The 23,609-nt window shown below is 37.1% G+C and carries 17 protein-coding genes; 16 read left to right on the top strand and 1 reads right to left on the bottom strand.

The window, feature by feature from the left end; genetic code table 11:
- The first annotated feature begins 6 nt into the window (after positions 1-6).
- From rseP to EUI_RS0108205, 14 genes are all read left to right on the top strand, one after another.
- Positions 7-1,260 (top strand): RIP metalloprotease RseP, encoded by a 1,254-nt coding sequence (gene rseP, locus EUI_RS0108140; protein WP_010017365.1) that lies wholly within the window; start codon positions 7-9, stop codon positions 1,258-1,260.
- 55 nt (positions 1,261-1,315) lie between these two features.
- Positions 1,316-3,031 carry a proline--tRNA ligase gene (locus EUI_RS0108145; RefSeq protein WP_010017366.1) on the top strand — a complete coding sequence of 572 codons (1,716 nt, stop codon included), beginning with the start codon at positions 1,316-1,318 and terminating at the stop codon, positions 3,029-3,031.
- Between the two features lie 51 nt (positions 3,032-3,082).
- Positions 3,083-7,396, top strand: coding sequence for a PolC-type DNA polymerase III (locus EUI_RS0108150; protein WP_010017367.1), 4,314 nt, complete (start codon positions 3,083-3,085; stop codon positions 7,394-7,396).
- An 82-nt stretch (positions 7,397-7,478) separates the two neighbouring features.
- Positions 7,479-7,889 carry a phosphate-starvation-inducible protein PsiE gene (locus EUI_RS0108155; RefSeq protein ID WP_010017368.1) on the top strand — a complete coding sequence of 137 codons (411 nt, stop codon included), beginning with the start codon at positions 7,479-7,481 and terminating at the stop codon, positions 7,887-7,889.
- A 334-nt stretch (positions 7,890-8,223) separates the two neighbouring features.
- On the top strand, positions 8,224-9,135 hold the full coding sequence (gene rbsK, locus EUI_RS0108160) for a ribokinase (RefSeq protein WP_010017370.1): 912 nt from the start codon (positions 8,224-8,226) through the stop codon (positions 9,133-9,135).
- Complete coding sequence (locus EUI_RS0108165) at positions 9,135-10,592, top strand: RsmB/NOP family class I SAM-dependent RNA methyltransferase (protein WP_010017371.1); 1,458 nt, start codon at positions 9,135-9,137, stop codon at positions 10,590-10,592. The genes rbsK and EUI_RS0108165 overlap by 1 nt, the downstream gene beginning before the upstream one ends.
- Positions 10,593-10,754: 162 nt before the next feature.
- A complete protein-coding gene (locus EUI_RS0108170; protein ID WP_010017372.1) occupies positions 10,755-11,870 on the top strand; it encodes a BMP family lipoprotein in 1,116 nt (371 codons plus the stop codon).
- Between the two features lie 164 nt (positions 11,871-12,034).
- On the top strand, positions 12,035-12,373 hold the full coding sequence (locus EUI_RS0108175; protein WP_010017373.1) for a cysteine desulfurase: 339 nt from the start codon (positions 12,035-12,037) through the stop codon (positions 12,371-12,373).
- A gap of 1 nt (position 12,374) precedes the next feature.
- A complete protein-coding gene (locus EUI_RS0108180) occupies positions 12,375-13,028 on the top strand; it encodes a histidine phosphatase family protein (protein ID WP_010017375.1) in 654 nt (217 codons plus the stop codon).
- Between the two features lie 47 nt (positions 13,029-13,075).
- Positions 13,076-15,460 (top strand): SF1B family DNA helicase RecD2, encoded by a 2,385-nt coding sequence (recD2, locus tag EUI_RS0108185; protein WP_010017376.1) that lies wholly within the window; start codon positions 13,076-13,078, stop codon positions 15,458-15,460.
- A gap of 47 nt (positions 15,461-15,507) precedes the next feature.
- A complete protein-coding gene (locus EUI_RS0108190) occupies positions 15,508-16,482 on the top strand; it encodes a ribose-phosphate diphosphokinase (protein ID WP_010017378.1) in 975 nt (324 codons plus the stop codon).
- A complete protein-coding gene (locus EUI_RS0108195) occupies positions 16,479-17,372 on the top strand; it encodes a GDSL-type esterase/lipase family protein (RefSeq protein ID WP_010017379.1) in 894 nt (297 codons plus the stop codon). The genes EUI_RS0108190 and EUI_RS0108195 overlap by 4 nt, the downstream gene beginning before the upstream one ends.
- Positions 17,373-17,374: 2 nt before the next feature.
- Positions 17,375-18,367 carry an aldo/keto reductase gene (locus tag EUI_RS0108200; RefSeq protein WP_010017380.1) on the top strand — a complete coding sequence of 331 codons (993 nt, stop codon included), beginning with the start codon at positions 17,375-17,377 and terminating at the stop codon, positions 18,365-18,367.
- A gap of 101 nt (positions 18,368-18,468) precedes the next feature.
- Entirely contained in the window at positions 18,469-19,437 is a 969-nt protein-coding gene (locus EUI_RS0108205) for a class A sortase (protein ID WP_010017381.1), read from the top strand.
- A gap of 108 nt (positions 19,438-19,545) precedes the next feature.
- On the opposite strand, the gene mvk is transcribed toward EUI_RS0108205, so the two are convergent.
- Positions 19,546-20,478, bottom strand: coding sequence for a mevalonate kinase (gene mvk / locus EUI_RS0108210; RefSeq protein ID WP_010017382.1), 933 nt, complete (start codon positions 20,476-20,478; stop codon positions 19,546-19,548).
- A 153-nt stretch (positions 20,479-20,631) separates the two neighbouring features.
- Between mvk and EUI_RS0108215 the strand changes: the two genes are divergently transcribed.
- Both EUI_RS0108215 and EUI_RS0108220 read left to right on the top strand, forming a co-directional pair.
- Complete coding sequence (locus EUI_RS0108215; RefSeq protein WP_010017383.1) at positions 20,632-23,037, top strand: exonuclease domain-containing protein; 2,406 nt, start codon at positions 20,632-20,634, stop codon at positions 23,035-23,037.
- Positions 23,038-23,073: 36 nt separating this feature from the next.
- Positions 23,074-23,601 carry a cell wall elongation regulator TseB-like domain-containing protein gene (locus tag EUI_RS0108220; RefSeq protein WP_010017385.1) on the top strand — a complete coding sequence of 176 codons (528 nt, stop codon included), beginning with the start codon at positions 23,074-23,076 and terminating at the stop codon, positions 23,599-23,601.
- Positions 23,602-23,609: the final 8 nt, after the last annotated feature.

Genomic DNA, 23,609 nt, shown 5'->3' on the forward strand with positions numbered 1-23,609 from the left:
AACCATATGAATTTAACCGCAATTATTGCATTTATATTTGTTTTTGGTGTATTGGTAGCAGTACATGAATTCGGTCATTTTTTTGTCGCTAAAAAAGCGGGGGTACTGGTGCGTGAATTCGCAATTGGTATGGGGCCAAAGTTGTTAAGTTGGCATCGTAATCATACAGCGTATACGGTTCGTATATTGCCAGTAGGTGGCTATGTTCGCATGGCAGGATTAGATGAAGAAGCCGACTTAGATTCTGGGCAACGGGTACGCTTAATATTTGACGATCAAAAAAACATTGTAAAAATTGATAAGCGTATTCATGAATTTGGCGACGGGGTACCATTTCAAGTAGATACATTTGATTTAAGTGATGACTTAACTTTAACCGGTTTTCTAAATGGCGATGAGTTATCAAAAACATTAGCAGTTCATCACGATGCGACTATTGTTGAAAATAATGGGACAGAAATTCAAATTGCACCGCGAGATACGTGGATTCAAAGTGCTAAAGTTTATAAACGCGCGCTAATTAATATTGCGGGACCAGCAATGAATTTTATTTTAGCGCTGATCGTATTTTCTGGATTGGCATTTGCCTTACCAGAAGTGACGCTAAACGAACCAATTGTTGGTACTGTCCAAAATAATATGCCCGCAAGAAAAGCTGGTTTAAGGGCTGATGATCAAATTATTGCTATTAATAATCAAAAAATGTCCACTTGGGAACAGGTGGCGACCACCATTAGTAATACACCAACCAATAAGTTTGTTTTTTCAGTACTGCGAAATGGAAATAAAATTAAATTAAACATGACCGCGAAAACTGTTAAAATAGATGGTGTTAACAGATCATTAGTAGGTATAACAGCACGGACATATACGGATTTTGGTTCACGCATTAAATACGGTGTTTTAACAACAAGCACGACGATACAAAGAATTTGGTACGCTTTGAGTCATCTCTTTTCTGGTGGATTTAGTTTAGATAAACTGGGCGGTCCGGTATCTATCGCTAAACAAACATCCACGGTAGCCAAAACAGGATTTTTGGGTATTTTGGCCTTTATGGCTATGCTATCTTTAAATTTAGGTATCATGAATTTGGTTCCAATACCAGCTTTGGACGGCGGTAAATTGGTTTTAAATGCTATAGAAGCTGTTCTTCGTAGACCATTACCAGCATCGATTGAAAATGTAGTGACGATTGGCGGTGCTATTTTCATGTTTGTTTTGATGATTGCTGTAACAATAAACGATTTATTGCGATGAATCGTTAGATAATAAACGTCATATACTATTCAAAAAAAATTGAGCGAGGATTACTATGAAACAATCTAAATTGTTAATGCCAACTTTACGAGAAATACCTGCTGATGCAGAAGTTAAAAGTCATCAGTTATTACTTAAAGCTGGATTTATTCGTCCTGTAGCAGCAGGCATGTTCTCATATTTACCAATGGCTAAGCGTGTATTAAATAAAATTGAAAATATCATTCGCGAAGAAATGAATGCTATTGATGCTAATGAAATGCTGGTACCAGAAATTTTACCCGCTGAACTTTGGGAAAAATCGGGCAGGTATGAAACATATGGACCCGCATTGTATAAGTTTAAAAACCGTCAGGATCGTGATTTTATTTTAGGTCCGACACATGAAGAAACATTTACACAACTCATGTCTGATGACATTAAATCTTATAAGAAATTGCCGTTGGTTGTTTATCAAATTCAGCCAAAATTTCGTGATGAAAATAGACCACGTTTTGGGCTCTTACGTACACGTGAGTTTATTATGAAAGATGCCTATTCATTTAGTGCAGACCACGCAGGATTAGATCAAGCATTTCATAATATGGAAACTGCCTATATTAAAATTTTTGATCGTATTGGGTTGTCATATCGTGCCATTGTTGGTGATGCCGGCGCGATGGGCGGATCAGATTCAAAAGAATTTTCAGCCCCTGCTGCTGCCGGAGAAGATATTATTGCCTACTCTGATGCAACAGATTACGCGGCTAACTTAGAGATGGCGAAAGATTTTTACGAACGACAAAATCTAACTACAGAAGCTCAAGAATTAACATTAATTGATACGCCGAATGAAAAAACGATTACAGAAATTTCAAATTTCTTATCAGTTGAAGCGACAATGATTGCAAAGACAATTATGTTTATGGCTGATGATAAATTAGTGGCAGTTGTAACGTCCGGTGATTTTGAAGTTAACACTGTGAAGGTGCAAAATTTCTTGAAGGTTGATACGCTTGAAGTTGCAGAAGAAAATCAGGTACGCGACCTATTGGGAGCTGGATTTGGGTCATTAGGGCCGGTTAATCTACCTGAAGAAGTGCAATTGTTGGTTGATGAACGTGCTGCTGATATGGTAAATTTTGTTGCTGGTGCGAACGAAGATGGCAAACATTATCGAAATATTAATTGGCAACGTGATGTTAAACTGCTTGAAGAAAATATTGGTGATTTCCGCACAGCACGTGAGGGAGATACTGCAGTTGACGGTAAAGGTAAGTTAGTATTTACGCCAGGAATTGAGATCGGGCATATATTTAAACTCGGTACGCGTTATTCAAAAGTGTTAGGCGCGCAAGTGTTGAATGAGAATGGGCGTCAAACAGACATGATTATGGGGTCTTATGGCATCGGTGTGTCGCGTCTTCTGAGTGCTATTGTTGAACAAAAAGCTGACGAAGATGGTCTTGTATGGCCTGCAAATGTTGCGCCATTTGATGTACACATTGTGCCAGTCAATATAAAAGATGCCGATCAAGTACGTGTGGCAGGACAATTAGAAGCGTTATTGACAACACAAGGATTAGAAGTATTAGTTGATGATCGAAAAGAACGTGCTGGCGTTAAGTTTGCTGACGCGGATCTTATAGGCTTACCAATTCGAATTACGGTCGGTAAAAAAGCCAGTGAAGATATCGTCGAAGTTAAAGTGCGTGCAAGTAATACAAATATTGAGATGCGCCTAAGTGAGGTCGTTGATTCTGTTTCAGTATTGCTGAGCGGTGATAAATAAGACAAAAAACCGAATCTTTCGGTTTTTTTAATCAATAAATTAGAGGGAAATATGGTATTAACCCAACAAGAACAATTACAGCATTTACTGAATCATATTCAGTTACCAAAAGAAATACAGGGCTTTTTTAGTAATGGTGAATTAACACAGGTTGTTGTTTCGAAAAATTCAAAAACTTGGACTTTTCAATTAACCTTAGATAAAATATTACCCGTTAATGTATTGATGCAACTTCGTCAAAATCTACACAAGGCATTTACTAATATTGCAAGAACTGTAGTAATTATTAAAACACCAGTTCAAGTGATTAGTGAAGAGCTAATTAATCAATATTGGCATATTGCACTTGCAGAATCCAATCTCAATCATGCCATAATTCAACAAATGGCTAGTAACACGATGCTAAAAAGAATAGACCAGAATCACTATAGTGTTGCCGTGGGTGCTCAGCTATTATACAGTTCTTTAAATGAATCTGCATTAGATTCAATTGTGACTGCTTATCAAAATCTTGGTTTTCCTAAAGTCATTTTGACACCAAGCAAAGATGATGTCTTAGCGCAACAAATTGAAGATAGTGTTGCGCAACATCATGCCAAGGTGAATGAAGATTTGCAAAAGGCGATTAAAGCTAGTGAACAAGCTAAACCAAAATCATCAATAACAGGTGTGAAATTAACATTAGGACGTAAAATTGCAAATGATGCCGAGATAACACGGCTAGAAACAATTGATAATGAAGAAAATCGTGTTGTTGTTGAAGGATATATATTTGCTAGTGAGGTTCGTGAACTACGTTCAGGACGTAAACTCATGACACTTAAAGTAACAGACTATTCAAGTGCCATAGCTGCGAAAAAGTTTTCAAACAATGAATCTGATGAGGCCGTGTTTGAAAACTTGAAAACTGGTATGTGGGTACGCATGTCTGGTAATGTCCAAGAAGATACTTATGCGCGTGAATTGGTGTTAAACATTTATGATTTGCAAGTTATTGATCATGAAGGTCGTCAAGAAAAATATCAAGGTGATAAAAAACGTATTGAACTACAGGTCCACTCTACTATGTCATCAATGGATGCGGTAACCGATTATGCTGCTGTGGCAAAACTAGCTAAGAATTGGGGACAAGAGGCACTAGCAATCATTGATACAGCTAACGTGCAGGGTTTTCCAGAAGCAGTAGCTGCCGGACAGAAAAACGATTTAAAAATGATTTATGGTATGGAAGCCAACCTTGTTGAAGATGGGGAACCAATTGGGTTTAATTTATCACCAGTTACGTTACTTGATAAGAATACAATTTATGTAGCATTTGATTTAGAAACAACTGGACTATCCGCTGTCACAGATAAGATTATTGAATTGTCAGCCGTTAAAATGCAGCTTGGTAATGTCATTGAAAAGTTTTCAGAATATATTAATCCTGGATTCCCGCTATCTGATTTTACAACAAAATTAACTTCGATAACAGACACAATGGTTGCTCATACTGATACTGAAGAAAATATTATTAAACGGTTTAGACAATGGGCTGGTGAGGCTGTTTTAATTGGACATAATGTGACTTTCGATGTTGGTTTCATGAATGCCGCTTACGCAAGATATAGTCAGGCAACTATTACAAATCCAGTGATTGATACATTACCATTTACGCGGTGGTTGTACCCTGATTATAAGTCTTATCGATTAGGCACGATTGCCAAGCGTTTTAATATTAATCTGGAACAAGCGCATCGCGCAATATTTGATGCAGAAACTACTGGGCATATTGCTTGGCGTCTGATTAAAGAGGCCAATTTACGTTATGAATTAGTTCGACATGATCAATTAAATGATCATATGACAGAAGGTGATGCTTGGAAACACGGACGTCCAGTTCATGCCACACTACTTGTTCAAAATGATATTGGCTTGAAAAATCTATATAAATTGGTCTCTCAATCTAATATTAATTTTTTTGCCCGTGTGCCACGTATCCCACGCTCAGTTTTAGATCAGTATCGTGAAGGATTAGTTATTGGCACTGGTGATACAAGTGGTGATGTCATTATGACATTGATTGAAAAGGGACGAGCTGAAGCCCTTAAAAAGGCTCAGTACTATGATTATATTGAAATTCAACCAACTGCGAATTACGATCCAATGCTTGAATCAGAGTTGATCGCAGACACAGAAAAGTTACACGCTATTTTACAAGAGATGGTGTCAATTGGTGATCAGTTAAAAAAGCCTGTCGTTGTTACAGGGGATGTTAAATATACAAATCCGGAAGATAAAATTTATCGTGATATTTTAATTGCCACGCAACCAGGTAATCCACAAAACAGGACAGCGTTACCCAAATTACATTTTCGTACAACTCAGGATTTATTGGATGATTATGCTTTTATGGGCGAAGATTTGGCCAAAAAATTAATTATTGACAACACACATGCTGTTGCTAATATGTTGGAAACAATTTCGCCGCTAAAAAGTGGCTCGTATCCGCCTAATATACCTAGTGCTGGTGATGAACTTACCAAACGCACACTTGCAACAGCCAAAAAATGGTATGGTGATCCGGTGCCAGATGTTATTCAGTCACGAATTGATCAAGAATTAACTGCAATTATTGGCAATGGTTTTGCGCCACACTATATTATCGCGCAGCGATTAGTTGAAAAGTCAAACAAAGATGGTTATTTAGTGGGTTCACGTGGCTCGGTTGGTTCTTCCTTTGTTGCCACAATGTCAGGTATAACAGAGGTTAATCCTTTTGCACCGCATTATCGTAGCGCACATGGCGATTATTTTGAATTGGCAGATCCTAAAATTTATGAATCGGGTTATGATCTTCCTGACAAAGCTGATCCTAATCATCCAAATGAAATGTTAATTGGGGATGGCCAAAATATTCCGTTTGAAACGTTCATGGGCTTTAAGGGAGATAAGGTGCCAGATATTGATTTGAATTTTTCTGGTGATTATCAACCCATTGCACACAACTATATGAAGGTATTGTTCGGTGAACATAATGTTTACCGTGCAGGAACAATAGCAACTGTCGCAGAGAAAACGGCATTCGGTTACGTTAAGGGTTATGAAAGAGATCATGAGAAGCAATATCGTGGCGCAGAGGTAGAACGTTTAGCGCAAGGTGTAACTGGGGTTAAGCGGACAACTGGCCAGCATCCAGGTGGTATTTTGATTGTGCCACGAGAGTATGAGGTATATGACTTTACACCGGTACAATATCCAGCGGATGATCAAAAATCTTTGTGGCAAACGACTCACATGGATTATCACGCTATTCATGATAACTTACTCAAAATGGATATATTGGGGCATGATGATCCGACTATGGTTCGTACTTTAAAAGATATGTCAGGCATTGATCCACAATCAATTCCAGCCAATGATCCCGGTGTTTTGAGTCTGTTTACATCACCAAAAGCGTTAGGTGTGACGGAAGAACAAATTTTTTCAAAGACTGGTACGCTTGGTTTACCAGAATTTGGCACAAATTTTGTGCGTGGCATGTTGGAAGAAACACAACCACATAATTATTCGGAATTGTTACAAATTTCTGGTTTATCACATGGCACTGATGTGTGGTTAGGAAATGCGAACGAATTAATTGAAAATGGCACAGCAACAATCGGTACGGTTATTGGAACACGTGACAAAATTATGACTGATTTGATTAATTGGGGATTTCCAGCAGCTGATGCATTTAACGTTATGGAAAAAGTGCGTAAAGGCAAGGGAATAACGGATGACTATCAAGCGCAGTTACGTGAAGCGAAAATTCCAGAATGGTATATTCAATCAATGCTAAAAATTAAGTATATGTTTCCGCGTGCTCATGCGGCAGCCTATGTATTAATGGCCTTGAGAATTGCATACTTTAAAGTATATTTCCCAATGATTTACTACGCGACATACTTCTCTGTCCGTGCAGATCAATTTGATATTGTGGCGATGAGTCGTGGAAAGAACGCAACGAAAGAGGCTTTGAAACGTTTACGAGTACTTGGAAACGATGCGACTGTTGGTGATAAAAATTTACTAACTGTACTTGAAATGGCTAATGAAGCGCTTGAACGAGGGACAACTTTTTCGATGGTGGATTTGTACAAATCAGAGGCCAATGAATGGGTTATTGATGGCGACACATTAATCCCACCCTTTTCAGCAGTCCCTAGTTTAGGAGAGAACGTTGCTAAACAAATTATTGTTGCACGACAAGATAAGCCCTTCTTAAGTAAAGAAGATCTGAAAAAACGTGGTAAGGTATCACAAACAGTTATTGACTATTTAACACAAAATTCTGTACTAGATGGTATGCCCGATGAAAATCAGTTAAGCTTGTTTGATTTTTAATAGATGAATCTAACTTATGGCAAGGTAAGCGTATAACATGTGAATTAGTAATGGTAAACGACATAAAAACAGGAGTCAAGTTATGAGACATGAGTGGCACCAGAAGATTGCAAATTGTTTTGAATATGTGCTAAATATAGTGATGATTTGTATTGGCTTTGTGATTTTTGGATTTTTATTACGCGAGATTTATAATTTAGCACACCTATTGATTACGATTAACGATATGCGAGCACATTTTAATGAAATAACAGAGGCAACGTTGGCAGTATTCTTATTTTTTGAGTTTATGAGTCTAGTGCGCGAATATTTCATTAAAGACGCACATATTAGTATGGAAAGTTTTTTGTATATTGGTGTAACCGCGCTTATTCGTGCTATTTTGGTATATCATGATCAAACCACGAAAACACTATTATTAGCAATTTCAATTTGTTTACTAGTTGTTGCATTGACAATTTATCGTTTTTTTAGAGAAAAAAAGATAAAATGATAATAGTAACTTACTCATATTAAAAAATCTCTGTGAGATTGGTACTAGGAAACCAATTTTACAGAGATTTTTTGACTAAATTTGTTTAAAGTATAGGCTGTCCTTTCATTTTTTTAATGTTAAGTAGCATGTTGTCTAAATTTTTTGTGGAATACATGATTAGTAACCATTAACGTACTTTTTTGATACTGACAATCATGGTATGATGATAGATATTATAAAAATTAACGGAGGGAATGTGTTCAGTCATGATCGCTTGTCATTTATAATAAAGTTGATATGAACAAACGATGGTAAACGAAATGAAAGTACTTATGACTGGATACTATAAACCATGACTAAAAATATTGTTGTACTTGGCAGTCTAAATGTCGATAACATTATGAAAATGCCACGCATGCCACTAGTCGGTGAAACTATGGCACTAACTGATGTGACAACAGCACCCGGTGGCAAGGGAGCGAACCAAGCGGTAGCCGCTGCACGTCAAGGAGCTAATGTCTCATTTATTGGTTCTGTTGGGAATGATAGTAATGGCCAATTTATGCGTGCCACATTACTTACAAATGGGGTTAACGTCAATGCTGTGACAACAAATAGTGAAGTACCTACCGGATCAGCTTACATTATGCTGCAAGAAAATGGTGCGAATACAATTTTGATTCATGGTGGTGCGAATCAAGCACTCACAGTTGCTGATTTAGATAAAAATGTTATTGCAAAAGCAGATACACTAATTGCACAATTTGAAGTACCATTAGAAGTTATCGTTGCAGCCTTTAAAATTGCTAAGGCAAATAATGTGCAAACTATTTTAAATCCTGCACCAGCAGTATACGATTTAACACCAGAATTAATGCATGTGACAGATATTATTTTACCAAATGAAACTGAGGCACAATTATTGACGGGTATTGCCATTGAGAATGATGAAGTAGTTTTGAATCGTGTGAGCAATGCAATTCTAGCCAAAGGTGTATCACGTAGTATTATTACATTAGGTGATGCGGGTTCTTTTGTAGCGGATAGGGATCAACGTTGGTGGGCCAAGCCCAACAACGTTGATGCTGTCGATACGACAGGTGCTGGTGATACTTTCATCGGTACGCTAGCCAGTGTGATTGATGCCGATTTTAATAACTTGGATGAAGCTGTGAAAAGGGCAAGTATTGCGAGTGCGATTGCTGTCACACGTGCCGGTGCTATTCCATCGATTCCGACACGTGATGAGGTCGATGCGTTCTAATGTCAACTTTACCAGAAGATTTTATAAGTAAATATACACGCTTGTTAGGTAACGAGTCAACTGATTTCTTTAACGCATTCGAAGGTCCCGTGCAAAAGGCTTATCGTATTAATCCCTTAAAAGCGAACACTAATTTACTGGACACACCAAATGACGGGCAAGTACCATATGGTCAATGGGGGTTTTTTGGTGCGGTTTCGGGCCACTCTATATCACATGTGACGGGTGTCGTTTATTCTCAAGAACCTTCAGCACAGTTTGTCGGCGAAATTGTGCGGCCAGAACCTGGGGAACGTATTTTGGATTTGGCAGCGGCTCCTGGTGGCAAAACAACTCATTTAGCAGCATTTATGCAACAAAAGGGACTTTTGTGGTCCAATGAAATTTTTTTGAATCGTGCTAAAATATTAAGTGAAAATGTGGAACGCATGGGCTTGCAAAATAGTGTTGTGAGTTCACATACACCGGCGGAACTTAGTGCTAAGTTACCACAATATTTTGATAAAATTTTACTTGATGCGCCTTGTTCGGGAGAAGGCATGTTTCGAAAAAATAGCACTGCAATAAAACAATGGCATAAAGATTTTCCACAAGAACTAGCTGGACTTCAACGTGAAATTTTGCATGAAGCGGTGAAAATGTTGCGCCCTGGTGGTCAAATTATCTATTCGACGTGTACATTTTCACCGGAAGAAGATGAACAAATGATTGGATGGTTGATGTCTGAATATCCTGAATTTACCCTAAAAACAATTAATAAACCACAAGATACACATATTAGCGATGGGCAGCCTGCCTGGGCAGATAAGCAGTTTACAGATGGTCAAATAGATCAGAGTAAAACAACTGATCAAGAGGTACTTAAAAAGACGGCACGCTTGTGGCCACAACGATTGAATGGAGAAGGCCATTTTGTGGCCAAACTTGAAAAATCACCAAATGTACCTTTAAGTGATCACATTGTTAAACCACTCAAACCAATTGAATTGAATCCTGAACAACAAAAATTAATGACTTTATTTATCAGTGAATCTTTTGTTTCATTTCGGTTAGATAAGCGCCAGTTCACTTTATTCGGCGAACGGTTATACTTAGCACCTATTGGAACACCTGATATTTCAGGGATGAAAATTTTACGTTTAGGTATTGAAATGGGCACTTTCAAAAAGAATCGTTTTGAACCGGCGCATGCCTTGGCACTGGCAATGCATCCAGATGAGTTTGTGCAAAATTATGATATGACTACCAATGATTGGGCTAAGTTTGTTCATGGAGATGTTATTCGCCCAGATAGTGGTACGTCACTTAAAAAAGGTTGGGTATTGATGGTTGCTAACGGTAATGGTGCTGGTTGGGGTCGTTATGTTGATGGACAAATTAAAAATTTCTTTCCAAAGGGATTACGTTTTATGGTTAAGCAAACACATTCCGATTTATTAGAGGATGATATGTATTAGAAGCCGGTAGGCTTTTTTTGTTTGTCAAGGACATAATGAGGCCTTGTTCTCCTTAACAGATAACGTATAATAATGTTTTGGACGCATGAATTAAGAGCTGACGATATTAAAAATAATGAAATTTATATTTTTAGATCATCTCAAAAAGGGAGAATAAGAATCGTGAATAAATCAACTAAAATAATTATTGGTATAGCCACTGTAGCGGTTGTGGGTGTTGGCATTTATGCAGCAACGGCACATAAATCAAGCACAGTAAATCAAGCAAATGCAGCAGCAAAACTCGGTTTAGTTTTGGATGTTGGCGGTGTCGATGACCACTCATTTAACCAGTCGGCTTGGGAGGGTGCTAAGCAGTATGCAAAGGTAAATCAGTTGCAGGCTGGACAAAATAAACCTGTAACTTACTTTACTGCATCGGATCATTCAGATTTAGACCAAAATTTTAATTTAGCAACGAAAAATAAACAATATAAAATTGTTTATGGTATTGGTTATTCGTTAAACCAACCAATTACAAAATCAGCTAAGTTAAATCCAAAACAAAAATTTGTTTTAGTTGATGATATTGTCACAAACCGTTCTAACGTTGCCTCAGTTATGTTTCGTTCAGAACAATCATCATATCTAGCCGGTGTCGCAGCAGCTACTAAAGCCCAAAAAAACAATGAGAAAAAAATTGGTTTCATTGGTGGCATTCATGGTAACATTATTGATGCGTTTGATGCGGGTTTTGAGGCAGGTGTTAAAGCAACTGATCCTTCGTTGACAGTTGAAAAGCAATACGCAAATTCATTTACTGATTCTGCTAAAGGGAAAACCATTGCTGCGGCTATGTATGCATCAGGAATTAAAACTATTTTTGCTGCAGCGGGATTTGTGGGTAATGGTGCATTTTCAGAAGCAAAAGCTGAAAATTCTAAGTTGCTAGCTGATTCAAAAGATCGTCTATATATTATTGGCGTTGATCGTGACCAAAAATCAGATGGTGCGTATACGTCAAAAGATGGTAAGAAAGAAACATCAACACTAGCTTCTTCAATCACGTCGGTTGGAGATGGTGTTAAAAATATTGCTGAGACGTACAATAAAAATAAAACTTTCCCTGGCGGTAAGACGATAGCTTATGGCTTGAAAGAAAATGGCGTTTACTTAACAGATTCAGAATTAACAGCAGCAGAAACAGCGGCAGTTAAAAAAGCACAGAAGGCAATTATTAATGGCACAATAAAGGTTCCAAATCACCCAAAGGGATCACAATTTGACCAAAAATTTTAAATGTGATTTGTGGCTTAAGGGTCACTACAAGTTATGATAAATAATAAAGTTGAGAAGCGTCACGATTAGGGACGCTTTTTTTGTTATAATGATAGGAGTATGTTTTAGGAGGAAGTGTGTTTGTTATCTATTATTATGATAGAGAATAAACACACAATAATAAAATGGCTTTTAACAAAATAGTAACGGTTCCGGATGATGCTACTTATAAATTAAGTGATAACATAAAAAAATATACACTGGGTGATCTTGGATTTATTACCAACAATGCTGGTGTGCATGTTTTGCATCGTGCTTTAGAACCAGAAAAATCATTAGTAAATGCGATTCAGTTAAAAATATCAGTTAACCAAGAATTGACTGGATTTAAAATAAGCACATTGTCTGCTGGTGATGTCGTTCGCGTTAATATATTTAAAAATAATAACGCTGAAGAAATGGTTAAATTGTATCATTTCTTTATGGCAGAGTTGGTGGCGCGCAATGTGCTGGAAAAGATTTAATATGACCAAATTTTATTTCGTCCGTCATGGACAAACTGAATGGAATCTTGAACGTCGTTTTCAAGGCGGACATGGTGATTCTAATTTATTACCATCGAGTTACGATGATATGGCAAAAGTCGGCCAGTTTCTTAACGAGGTGGATTTTGCGCGTGTATTTGCTTCACCATTAAAACGTGCCCGAATCACCGCTATTAATATTGTAAAGCACTTAAATTATCATGGACGTTTGTCATTGCGATCAAACATTGCTGAAGTTGGTCTTGGTAAATGGGAAGGCGAACTAGTATCAAATGTCACAATTAATTACGCAGAGTCGTTCAAAAACTACCGTGAGGATTTAGATAAATTTGAAGGCAAGGAGTTTGAAGGCGAAGGTTACACGAAGGCGGAAAAACGTTTTGTCCGCTTCGTCAAAAATATTGCTAATCAATATCCGAATGATAATATATTAATTGTTTCACATGGTATGGCATTATCTTTTGGTATTAATGGTTTGCTTGAACAACCACGAATGACTATTCGCCAACGAGGCGGATTAAGTAACACGTCGACCACTGTTTTGTCCACTAGCGATGGGCAACATTTTACAGTCGATGACTGGAATAACACAACATATCTGAATAAAAAACAGAATGCATCAACTACGATTTAAAAACTGTGTATTACTATGACGAAAAGACGATCTGGACAGAATATTAAATGGCTTATCAAGAACAACAACTCGAAAAAATTACTGGTACGTTACAAAATGTTATATTTGCGTCGTCTGATTCCTACTTTAAAATCTTGTCCATTCTGATTGAAGAATCAACGCTTGAAAGCTGGCAAGAACCTGAAATTATTGCAACTGGCACATTTGCTGATGTTCAAGAAGGCAGTGTATACGCTTTTTATGGTAATGTTGTGCGGCACCCGAAATATGGACAGCAACTTAAAGTCATGCGCTATGAAAATGAATTGCCTCCTGATGAAGAAGGTCTCATCAAATATTTTGTGAGTGGGCAATTTTCAGGTATTGGTCAAAAAACAGCTGAAAAAATTGTTGATCACTTGGGCTTAAATGCTGTTAATTTAATTTTGGATGATGTACATGTATTAGATGGTATCATCAAGGAAGCTACTGCAAAAAAACTCGTCCATAGTTTGCAATTGAATTTAGGCTTAGAACGCTTATTTCAAGTTGGGAACCGATTTGGCATTGGTGCAGATATTGCTGGGCGACTGTATGATCAATATGGTAGTGAAGCACAGGATATTTTGATTCAAGATCCTTATCGTTTAGTGTTTGAGTTCGATGGTATATCGTTTAAAACTGCAGATCAGATTGGACAAAAATCTGGCATTGATCAGTTGGATGATAGACGGCTACAGGCAGCAGTCTATGCTGCGATAATGACTGTTAGTTTTCAATATGGGCATACATATTTAACGCGTCAACAGTTGTTGCAATCAACGGCACAATTATTGCGTGATGAGGCACTAGAGGATGATTTAGATCAAGCAATTACCAAATTATTGGCAACCCATGTTCTAGTGACTGATGACGATAAATTATATGCAGCAGCTTTATATGATGCGGAAACACAAGTAGCTCATGACTTGAAACGTTTATTGCAGGCAAATCAACCATTTGAGATGTCAGTTGAAGATATCGATGCGGCTTTTATCACGCCGGGTCAATTAGAGCTGGATAGGACACAAATTGCAGCAGTTAAAGCAGGATTAAACGCGCAGGTATTTTTACTGACTGGTGGGCCTGGAACAGGGAAGACAACCATCGTACGTTCAATTGTTGCAACATGGCAAAAAATCCTTCAAAGCCGTGCTAAATATTCGGATCAGGCACAGGATTTTTTGAAAATGTATTCAGTTAAAATGGCATCGCCAACTGGTCGAGCAGCTAAACGTATGACTGAGGTAACTGGATATGATGCAACAACAATACACCGTTTACTTGGCATTGCTGATTTAGGCGAACCAGAGTTTACAGCAGACAATCCGATTTCAGGCGGTCTGCTCATTATTGATGAAGCATCGATGCTGGATATTGAATTAACGGCTAAACTACTTGCCGCAGTACCAAATGGCATGAAACTAATTATTGTTGGTGATTCAGATCAATTACCTTCAGTTGGACCTGGTAATGTATTAGCAGATTTGGTTGGTAGCGAAAAAATTACGCATGTGGAGCTTGATACAATTTATCGACAAGGTCGAGGAAGTAGTATTACCAAGTTAGCGCAACATATCAAAAATGGCCAATTACCGGAAGATTTTATGCAAAATCAACGTGATAGATCAACGTTTATGGTGTCACATGATCAAACTGATTTGGCAATTAAACAAGTGGTCCAAGCTGCTATAAAAAAAGGATATACTCAGGATGATTTACAAATTCTGACGCCCATTTATAAAACAACTGCTGGTGTGAATGCATTGAATACAATGGCGCAAGAATTGTTTAATCCAATCAAGCCAGCTCAAAAATCATTGCAATTTGGTACAACAATCTTCCGTAAAGGAGATAAAATTTTGCAATTAGAAAATGATAGTGAGCGTGACGTGTATAATGGGGATATGGGTAAAATTATTGCTGTGCAATATAAAAATGATAAAAGTAATGATGATCATGAGGATCGATTACTGGTTGATTTTGACGGTAAAGAATTATTTTATCCTAAGAAAAATTTAAATCAATTATCACTTGCTTACGCAACCACGGTACATAAGGCACAAGGAAATGAGTTCAAACTTGTAATTGTTGCGCTGACCACACGATTTGGACTGATGCTCAATAGAAACTTACTCTACACAGGTATTACACGCGCAAAAGAAGCCTTAATTTTGGTTGGTGAATATGAAGCATTTAGTCGTGCTGCTCAGACTGCAGTCGCATTTCGAGCAACTTTTCTAAAAGAGCGATTGAAAGATGAAGCAGTCAGTCAACTTAAAAATAGTCATGACAAAAAAACAGAACGCGTCATTTTAAAAAAAGTATTAACATTTGAAATGATTCATTCAGATACAATTGAGCCCTTAATTGGATTAAATGGTGTCACACCATATGATTTTATGCCAAATTAAAACATGGCCTGTTATAATAAAGTGAGAAAATAAATGGAGTATAAATCATGACGACCCCTGAATATCAAATATTTAGCCTTGGCAGCAATCCAAAATTAGGCAATGAAATTGCTAAAATTTTAGGGACCAAGTTATCTGCAATAGATACGCGACAGTTTGCTGACAATGAAATCTACGAACGTATTGAACAAACTGTGCGAGGACGTGATTTATATGTCATTCAAGGTATTTCAGATCCAGTGAATGATAATTTTATGAAATTGATGATTTTTATTGACGCAGCGAGACGTGCGTCAGCAAACACGATCAATGTTGTGTTACCTTATTTTGGATATGCACGTGCAGATCGCAAGGCACGTTCACGGGAACCTATTTCAGCTCGATTAATTGCTAATATGTTAGAGTCTCAGGGTGTAAAGCGTGTTATAACAATGGATCTTCATGCAGATCAAGTGCAGGGTTTCTTTGATATACCAGTGGATCATTTACTTTCTATGCCTGCATTGGGGCACTATTTTTATGAAAATGATTTATTAGGAGATGATCTCGTTGTCGTTGCACCTGATCATTCTAGTGTTGGTCGTGCGCGTAAATTTGCGGAATTATTGCACGCAGAGTGGGCAGTTGTTGATCGTCGTGTTGATAACTTAGCATCTAATAAGTCGTATGCTGTGACAGGTAATGTTATTGGTAAAAGAGCCATATTGGTGGATGATATTATTGATACTGGAACGAGCATGGTAGTAGCCAGTGAGGCTTTAGTTGCTGCAGGTGTTACAAAAATTTACGCTGTTGCGCCACATGCTGTCTTTTCAGATCAAGCGACTAACAGACTTATTGAATCAGCCATTCAACAAGTAATTATAACAAATACTATTGAAGTTCCAGTCGCCAAGCAGTTTGGTAAATTAATACAAATATCTGTGGCATCACCATTTGCGGAAACTATTCGTCGCGTTAATGCATTTGAAAGCATAGAAGATATTATGAAGAGCCCAGATAACTTGGATGTGATGTTATGAAAAACATTAATATTAAGCCACTCGTTTCACCAGAGTGGAGTATTTTTGGTGAAACGTTTGTAACTACGCAATTTGGAGCATGCATCGAATTGAAAACTATCGGTGTTGCGAAAATACAATTAAATTTTAAAACAAGTGGTCAGAGAGTATCTTTCGCTGTAAAAATGAATGAAGAAGCGTGGCGAACGTTACCTTTAGTAGAACAGCAATTAGTATTGACAATACCAACCAAACTAGCGCATATACGAATCATGTTACGTTCAGTTGATTCTAGCAGCATGGCGTTGTGGCAGCAGAAAATTATCTTATCTACCATGTTGATTGATAGTGGTCAGGTAGCACCAGTTTTGTATGATGAACCCTATGTAACATTTGTTGGGGATTCAATTACAGCTGGGGAGGAAATGGCTCTAGATGGTAATCACCCAGAGTTGAGTTATCCTTTATTAGTTGCTGAAGCATTGGGGAAGCCACTCAACCGCATCGCCTATGGTGGCACGGGATTAACAGCAAGTGCACCATTTCAAGATCCTACGGCAATTTCTGCTTTGTGGCAAGTGGCTGACAACATTGAACGTCAACGTGTCTTAACAGATCTTGTTATTGTGAACTACGGAACTAATGATTTTAATTATGATGCAACACCAGAATCTTTCACATTTGGCTTACGAATTTATTTATTAGAATTGATAAAACGCTTTCATTCTGCTAAAATAATTTTGATGATACCTTTTAACGGTGCATTTAAAGATATTTATCAGACAGAAGTAAAACGATTTGATAATTTTATAATTATGGCAACAGATAATTGGATAGTGCCAAATCTAAAAGTACATCCATTAAGTAGCGAACATAAGCAAATTGCTGAGCATATTTTGAGAGGACTTTAACCATGGTTTATGCAGCAGACGAACAACGTTATGAGAAGTTACCCTATCGTCGGGTAAGTGATTCTGGACTGATTTTACCGGCCGTGTCTTTTGGATTGTGGCGTAATTTGGGCGACCAAATGCCACTTGATAATTCTAAAAAAGTTATCTTAAAAGCCTTTGATAATGGGATTTTTAGTTTCGATAATGCCTCTAATTATGGGCCAAGTAATGGGACAGCTGAAGAAACGTTTGGGCAAGTTTTTCGAAGTGATTTAAAGCCATATCGCGATGAACTAATCATAACAACTAAAGCTGGTTATCATATGTGGCCGGGACCGTTAGGTGAATTTTCTGGCAAGAAAACACTGACTGCTGCATTAGATCTCAGTCTACAACGTATGGGTCTTGATTATGTCGACATTTTTTATGCACACCGATGGGATCCGAACACACGATTAGAAGAAACAGCGTTGGCTTTAGATTTGTTAGTTAAGCAAGGCAAAGCGTTGTATATCGGTGTGTCAAATTATACGGCAGAGCAAACTGAGGCTATTGCCAAAATATTTAATAAGTTAGGCACTCCATTTATAGGAAATCAAGTATCATATAACATGTTGAATCGTACTGCTGAAAAAGATGGATTACTTGAAGTACTAGATAAGAACCATGCTGGCTTAATTGCTTATGGACCGTTGGCAGAAGGATTACTGACGGATCGTTATTTGGCTGATATACCAAATGACTATCCAATTCATCGAACAAATGAATTTTTATTTGAATCAGGAAAAACAGCATTGATTGCCAAATTAAATGCGTTAAATACAATTGCAATGGCACGTGGTCAAAAATTGTCACAAATGGCACTTGCTTGGTTATTAAAAGATGATCGTGTGCCGAGTGTTGTAATTGGTGCTAGCAAGATTGACCATTTATTGGATAATTTATCATTTAGTGATAATATGTTGTTTAGTGATGATGAGCTTGAGCGCATTCAAAATATTTTAGAAAAATAAAGTTATTTAAATGCAATATTAACGCGTTTTACAAAATGAATCGTTAATTAGTGGACGGATTCTGATATACAAATCATAATTAAAAATGACAAGGACGCAATGTGATTTCAATCATACTACTTAAAGCATCAATTCTACCTTCACAAAATGAGAGCCAAATAATTTTATTTGGACTCGTTTTTTTGGCTACGTTTGTTATCTTTATTCTTGGTCAGTTGATTGTGAACTATAGGCGGAAACTGCATAATTTTTCGTTTTATAATAGTATTATAGCTGCGTGCATTGTCACAGTGGTGGCAATCGGTGGACTATATGCTTATCAGAGCAATATATTTGGCATCAATGATATAACCCGCAAGTATTTTCAAAAGCGTGAACGTACAATACTTAACAAAAAAAGTACAAACGATCATACAAAGCGATCTGTGATTTCTCAAATGGTTATGCGTAATGCAGCGAAAGGCTTAGAAAAACAAGGATTTGTTTCTATTCCGAGTCAAAATATTTTATTGCCAATTTATAATGATGCCTATTCTGATAAAGGTTTAAATGCAGGAGCTGATTACGCTAATCGTTCAGAAGTTGATCCGACTGGTCAAGAAAAACCAGTCATGGGTCATAGTAATTACGGATTGGCAGCACATAATTTTAATGATGGTCATACTGGATTTAGTGCACTACAAGAATCAACAAATCGTAATGAACCATATTTAGTCAACGGTCAGTTGAAAGGTTCGTCATGGTTAAATGGTCAAGATGTTTTGCTAGCTAACCAAAAAGGTATTTACCGATATATCATTTCTGGACAGTCAACAGTTTCAGCAACAGAGGTATCGATTTTAAATCCGACAAAAAATGTTGAATTAACTATTATCAGCTGTTTGTTTCCATCAACGCAATACCGTATTATTACACATGCAAAATTGCAAAAAACATATACTTGGGCTCAGGCACCTGCGAAATATGTCAGTGAATTTAATTTGAATGTACGTCATACGAATGCACGTGTTAACTGGTGGAATCCCGGGATAGAAGAAGGTGCAAATGGCGATAAAGGTGCCCAAAATTAATTGGTGTTTTGACTGGAATAGTCTGACGTGCCTTTTTTTAATAAATGACGCCACGGAAGTTAGATCTAATCCAACTTCCGTGGCGTCATTTATTAGTTATAACAGTATTCATAATGGTTGAATCCAAGTGTTTTGTGCCCCAGATTTGGTTAACGCGTTAGCGATTGTAATGGCATCGTCATTATTTCTAGCTAAAGCAAACATCGCACCACCTATGCCAGCCCCAGTTAATTTAGCGCCCAATGCACCGGCGTGAATGGCAGCATTAACAAGGTTATCTAGTTTTGGATGAGAGATACCCAATGATTGCAGTTCATGATGAGCAGCTGTAAATAATAATCCTGCATGCTCTGGATTATTGCTAGTCAAATCAGTGCGCACTTTAGTTGCTATTTGACCAAGATGTACAATTTTTTGCCAAGTGAGTTCGTAATCGACGTCAAGCTGACTTTTAACAATATTAATAGCATGCATTGTCTGACCATGTATGCCTGTATCAGCAACGACTAAGGTGCCTGTAAGCGACAGGGTAAAAGGTGTTAACTCTTGATGCTTTACAAACCAAATTGGATCGTTTGAACCAACAGTAGCTGCATCTAATCCAGATGCTGAACCATGAGAAATTGTTTCCTCAATATCGGTGAAATATTTTAATTCTTCGGTAAGTAGTGGCACGTCAACAAAATCAAAAAAAGCTTTAGTGATTGAAGTGGCAAAAGCCGCTGAGGCACCAAATCCACGCTCTTGAGGAATATTTGTGTCAATTGCAAGTGTAAATGGGACATCAGTTAGTTTGAATTTAGTTAGCAGACGCAAAATTAATTGACGCAAACCTTCAACATTAGCACCAAGTTCGTCTAAATCGCCATGAAATGTGCTGCTTTCAATGGTCTGTGCTCGAAAAGCGGGACGTATGGTCGTCGTAACAGTTAAGTTTGTTAATGGAATTGCGATAGCTGGTTGGCCATACACAACAGCATGTTCGCCAATTAAAATTATTTTAGCGTGGGCAATCCCAACGCCGATCATTTGATTAATCATGTTTTTTCTCCAAATATCCTATACTATTGTACCGCATCGCGTTAAATAGTGTAAAATAATAAGAGAATTACGTTGTTAAGTTTGTCGTAAATTTAATGTTTAAGGTAAAGTTAACAACGTAATTCAAAAATAAATCACAGAAAGGTGTTTGTTATGAACGCCAACGAAACCTTTGTAGTTGTCGATCTGGAAACAACGGGGCAGAGTGTCACTAGAGGTGGCCGTATTATACAAATTGGTATGACTTTTATTAAGCAACGTCAGATAGTTGATCATTTTGAATCTTTCGTTAATCCTGGCCAATTAATCGATCGCAACATCCAACAATTAACACATATCGCTCAAAAAGATGTTAAAAATGCTCCTTATTTTGAAGAATTAGCACCAATGCTACAAAATTTATTAAATAATACAATTATTATCGCGCATAACGTTAATTTTGACTACCCTTATTTAAATGATGAATTTAAACGAACAGGTTTTCCTGAACTGACTGCCTCTGCAATTGATACTGTGCAACTGGCACAAATTTTGTTACCAACGGCGCCTGGATATCGGTTATTAGATTTGACAACCTATCTAGATATTACACTGAACAATGCGCATCGTGCAAATGCTGATGCACATGCCACAGCGCTCTTGTTTTTGAAATTATGGCAACGAGCTGAACAACTACCTGTTATCGTTTTGAAGCAACTTCAAGATGGTCAGTGGCCGTTTTTGAGGCAGACACAAACTTTTCTGAAATTAATCAAAGCAAAAGGTCAGCGAGAAGATATTAAGTTGTTAAAAAATGTTGCGATTAGGCAACCATTACAGGCTACTGTATCTTCTAGTCAACAAAATTTTCCTAATTACCCAACATCAACTCAGGAAAAAGCATATGTATTTGGCCATTGGTTAACTGCAAATGATGCACAAAATAGTTTAATGAATCGTGTTAATGAATTCATAGTGAAAAGATCTGATGGTATTTTAACAGTACTAACAGCACCAAAAATTGGTAAAACACTAGGCTATCTTGTGCCATTACTATTAGATGAAAAATCTAGACCAGTTGTTCTATTGACCAACGATAGTAGTCTTCAAAGCCAACAATTGGCATTGGTGCAAAAACTAACAAAGCTTTTGGATATTAAGTTAAACACGGCTATTTTATATGATCCAGCAGAGTATATTGATCTTAATCGATTTGTTGATGTTTTGAATATATCAACGGATGCAAGTCAAACACAGTTTTTTAAGGCACGGATACTTGTTTGGCTAACACAGACTAAAACAGGTTTATTACGTGAAATACAAGTTGGTACACAAAATATTGATATGCTCTCAGATATTCAAGGGGACACGGAGAGTCAGTATTTTAAACAAGCTCAGGCTAATGCAAACGTTTCGGATGTCATCATTATGAATTTTGAATCGTATTTTAATCAGGAACAATACTTACGAGCGACTCGGAAAATTGAAAAGTGGCCAGTTGTCGTGATGGAAACACCAAGCCAATTTGTGACTAATTTACAAAATTATTTTCATGTAGATTTAAATTTGACGCAAGTTCAAAATGTGTTGAAAAATTTAAGTCATCAAGAGATTGTTGGCTTATCACATAAACAGCGTGTGTTTATTAAACAGAGTTTGAGTGAATCGTTTAAATTAATTAAGCAAATTAATCATGCAGACAGTAAGGTACCTAATTTAAAGCGTATCGAACGATTATTAACAATTATGGCTCATTTAACAGACATTATTAAAATTGGCGGCACGCAAGTACCGTCTGAACTAATCCAAGGAAAAGGGCAATTAATTAAAGTAAAACGATTACAGCAACAATCTGATGTTATCAGTAGTGTTGAAATTCAAAATATTAATGAGCAGCAACAAGTTGTTGTATCTTTTGATGTGCTAGATAGACGTATCTATCAAGAAAAATTTATTGTTCACATCCACAAATTGTTAATTGTGAGTGAATATTTAGACAATCAGGTAAGTGAATTTCTACGTGATGCGCCAAAAAATATCACAGCGGAACGTGATTTCATTCATAACAAGGCAATACCAGTTCGTATTATACAAATGCAAAAATCTTCGCCAATTGTACACTTACAAGCAATTACACAACAAAATGTTGGTGAAATACTGCTCATTTTGCCAGATATTGAACGCGTAAATCATTGGTACCAAAAAATAAAACGTACAGTAACAACGCAGTATAGTATTGTTGCTGAGAGCGTTACAGGATCTTTGGAAAAAATACAACGACAAAGTCATCCTGAACAGGCTAACATTGTCATTGTAACAGCTAAAATATTTAGCACTATGTGGCTACGTGATCAAGAAGTACCAGCTGTAGTTATTGTACCAGAGCGTTTGGTGTGGCAACCGGTATCACGGTTAGCCTTAGTTTTGACGCAAATGCAAAAACATCAGGCGCCATTACTTATTACGCAATTAAATGCCATGCAACGCAATCGTTTTAAAGCTCAAATTAAAATTGTGCCTCATTTTGATGTCAAGAATAATTTAATACAACAGTATAGCCAAATTTTAAAAGATGTTTGATATAATATTAGTGAGTATGTTGGGGGAAATGACATTATGATGCAATTTAAAGATGATATTCGGATCCGTCATCGTCAAAAACATGTTCACTGGGCGCATTTTTGGTTCATTATAGTGGGCGTTGGTATCTTGTTGTGTGCTTTAGGATTAGGTTATTTTTATGTTTCACTATCCCCTATGCGAAATGACGAGGTACGTTTACAACGTTTTGTAAAAAAAGAAACAAATATCGCTACTGTACAACAAATAAGTGTGGACCATCGTCAGAAAACGACTTACGCGATTATTGGGACAACAGCTTCTGGTCAAGAAAAAATTGCTATTGTTAATAGCAAAATGAGTCATGCTAAAACGTATAATCGTAGTGATGGCTTAACAGATAAGCAATTACGTCAATTAATTTTAACAAACTACAAACCTAAAAAAATCTATTCGGCCAATATTAGTGAGTATAAACAAACATTAGTTTGGGAAGTGAGCTATAAGGGGCAAAATAATGCTTTGAATTATGTCACCTTGGATTTCAAAACAGGGAAGTCCTATCGTGTTATTAATGGTCTCTAGAGAAGAAT

Source organism: Leuconostoc gelidum subsp. gelidum KCTC 3527, assembly GCF_000166715.1.
Classification (GTDB): Bacteria; Bacillota; Bacilli; order Lactobacillales; family Lactobacillaceae; genus Leuconostoc; species Leuconostoc gelidum.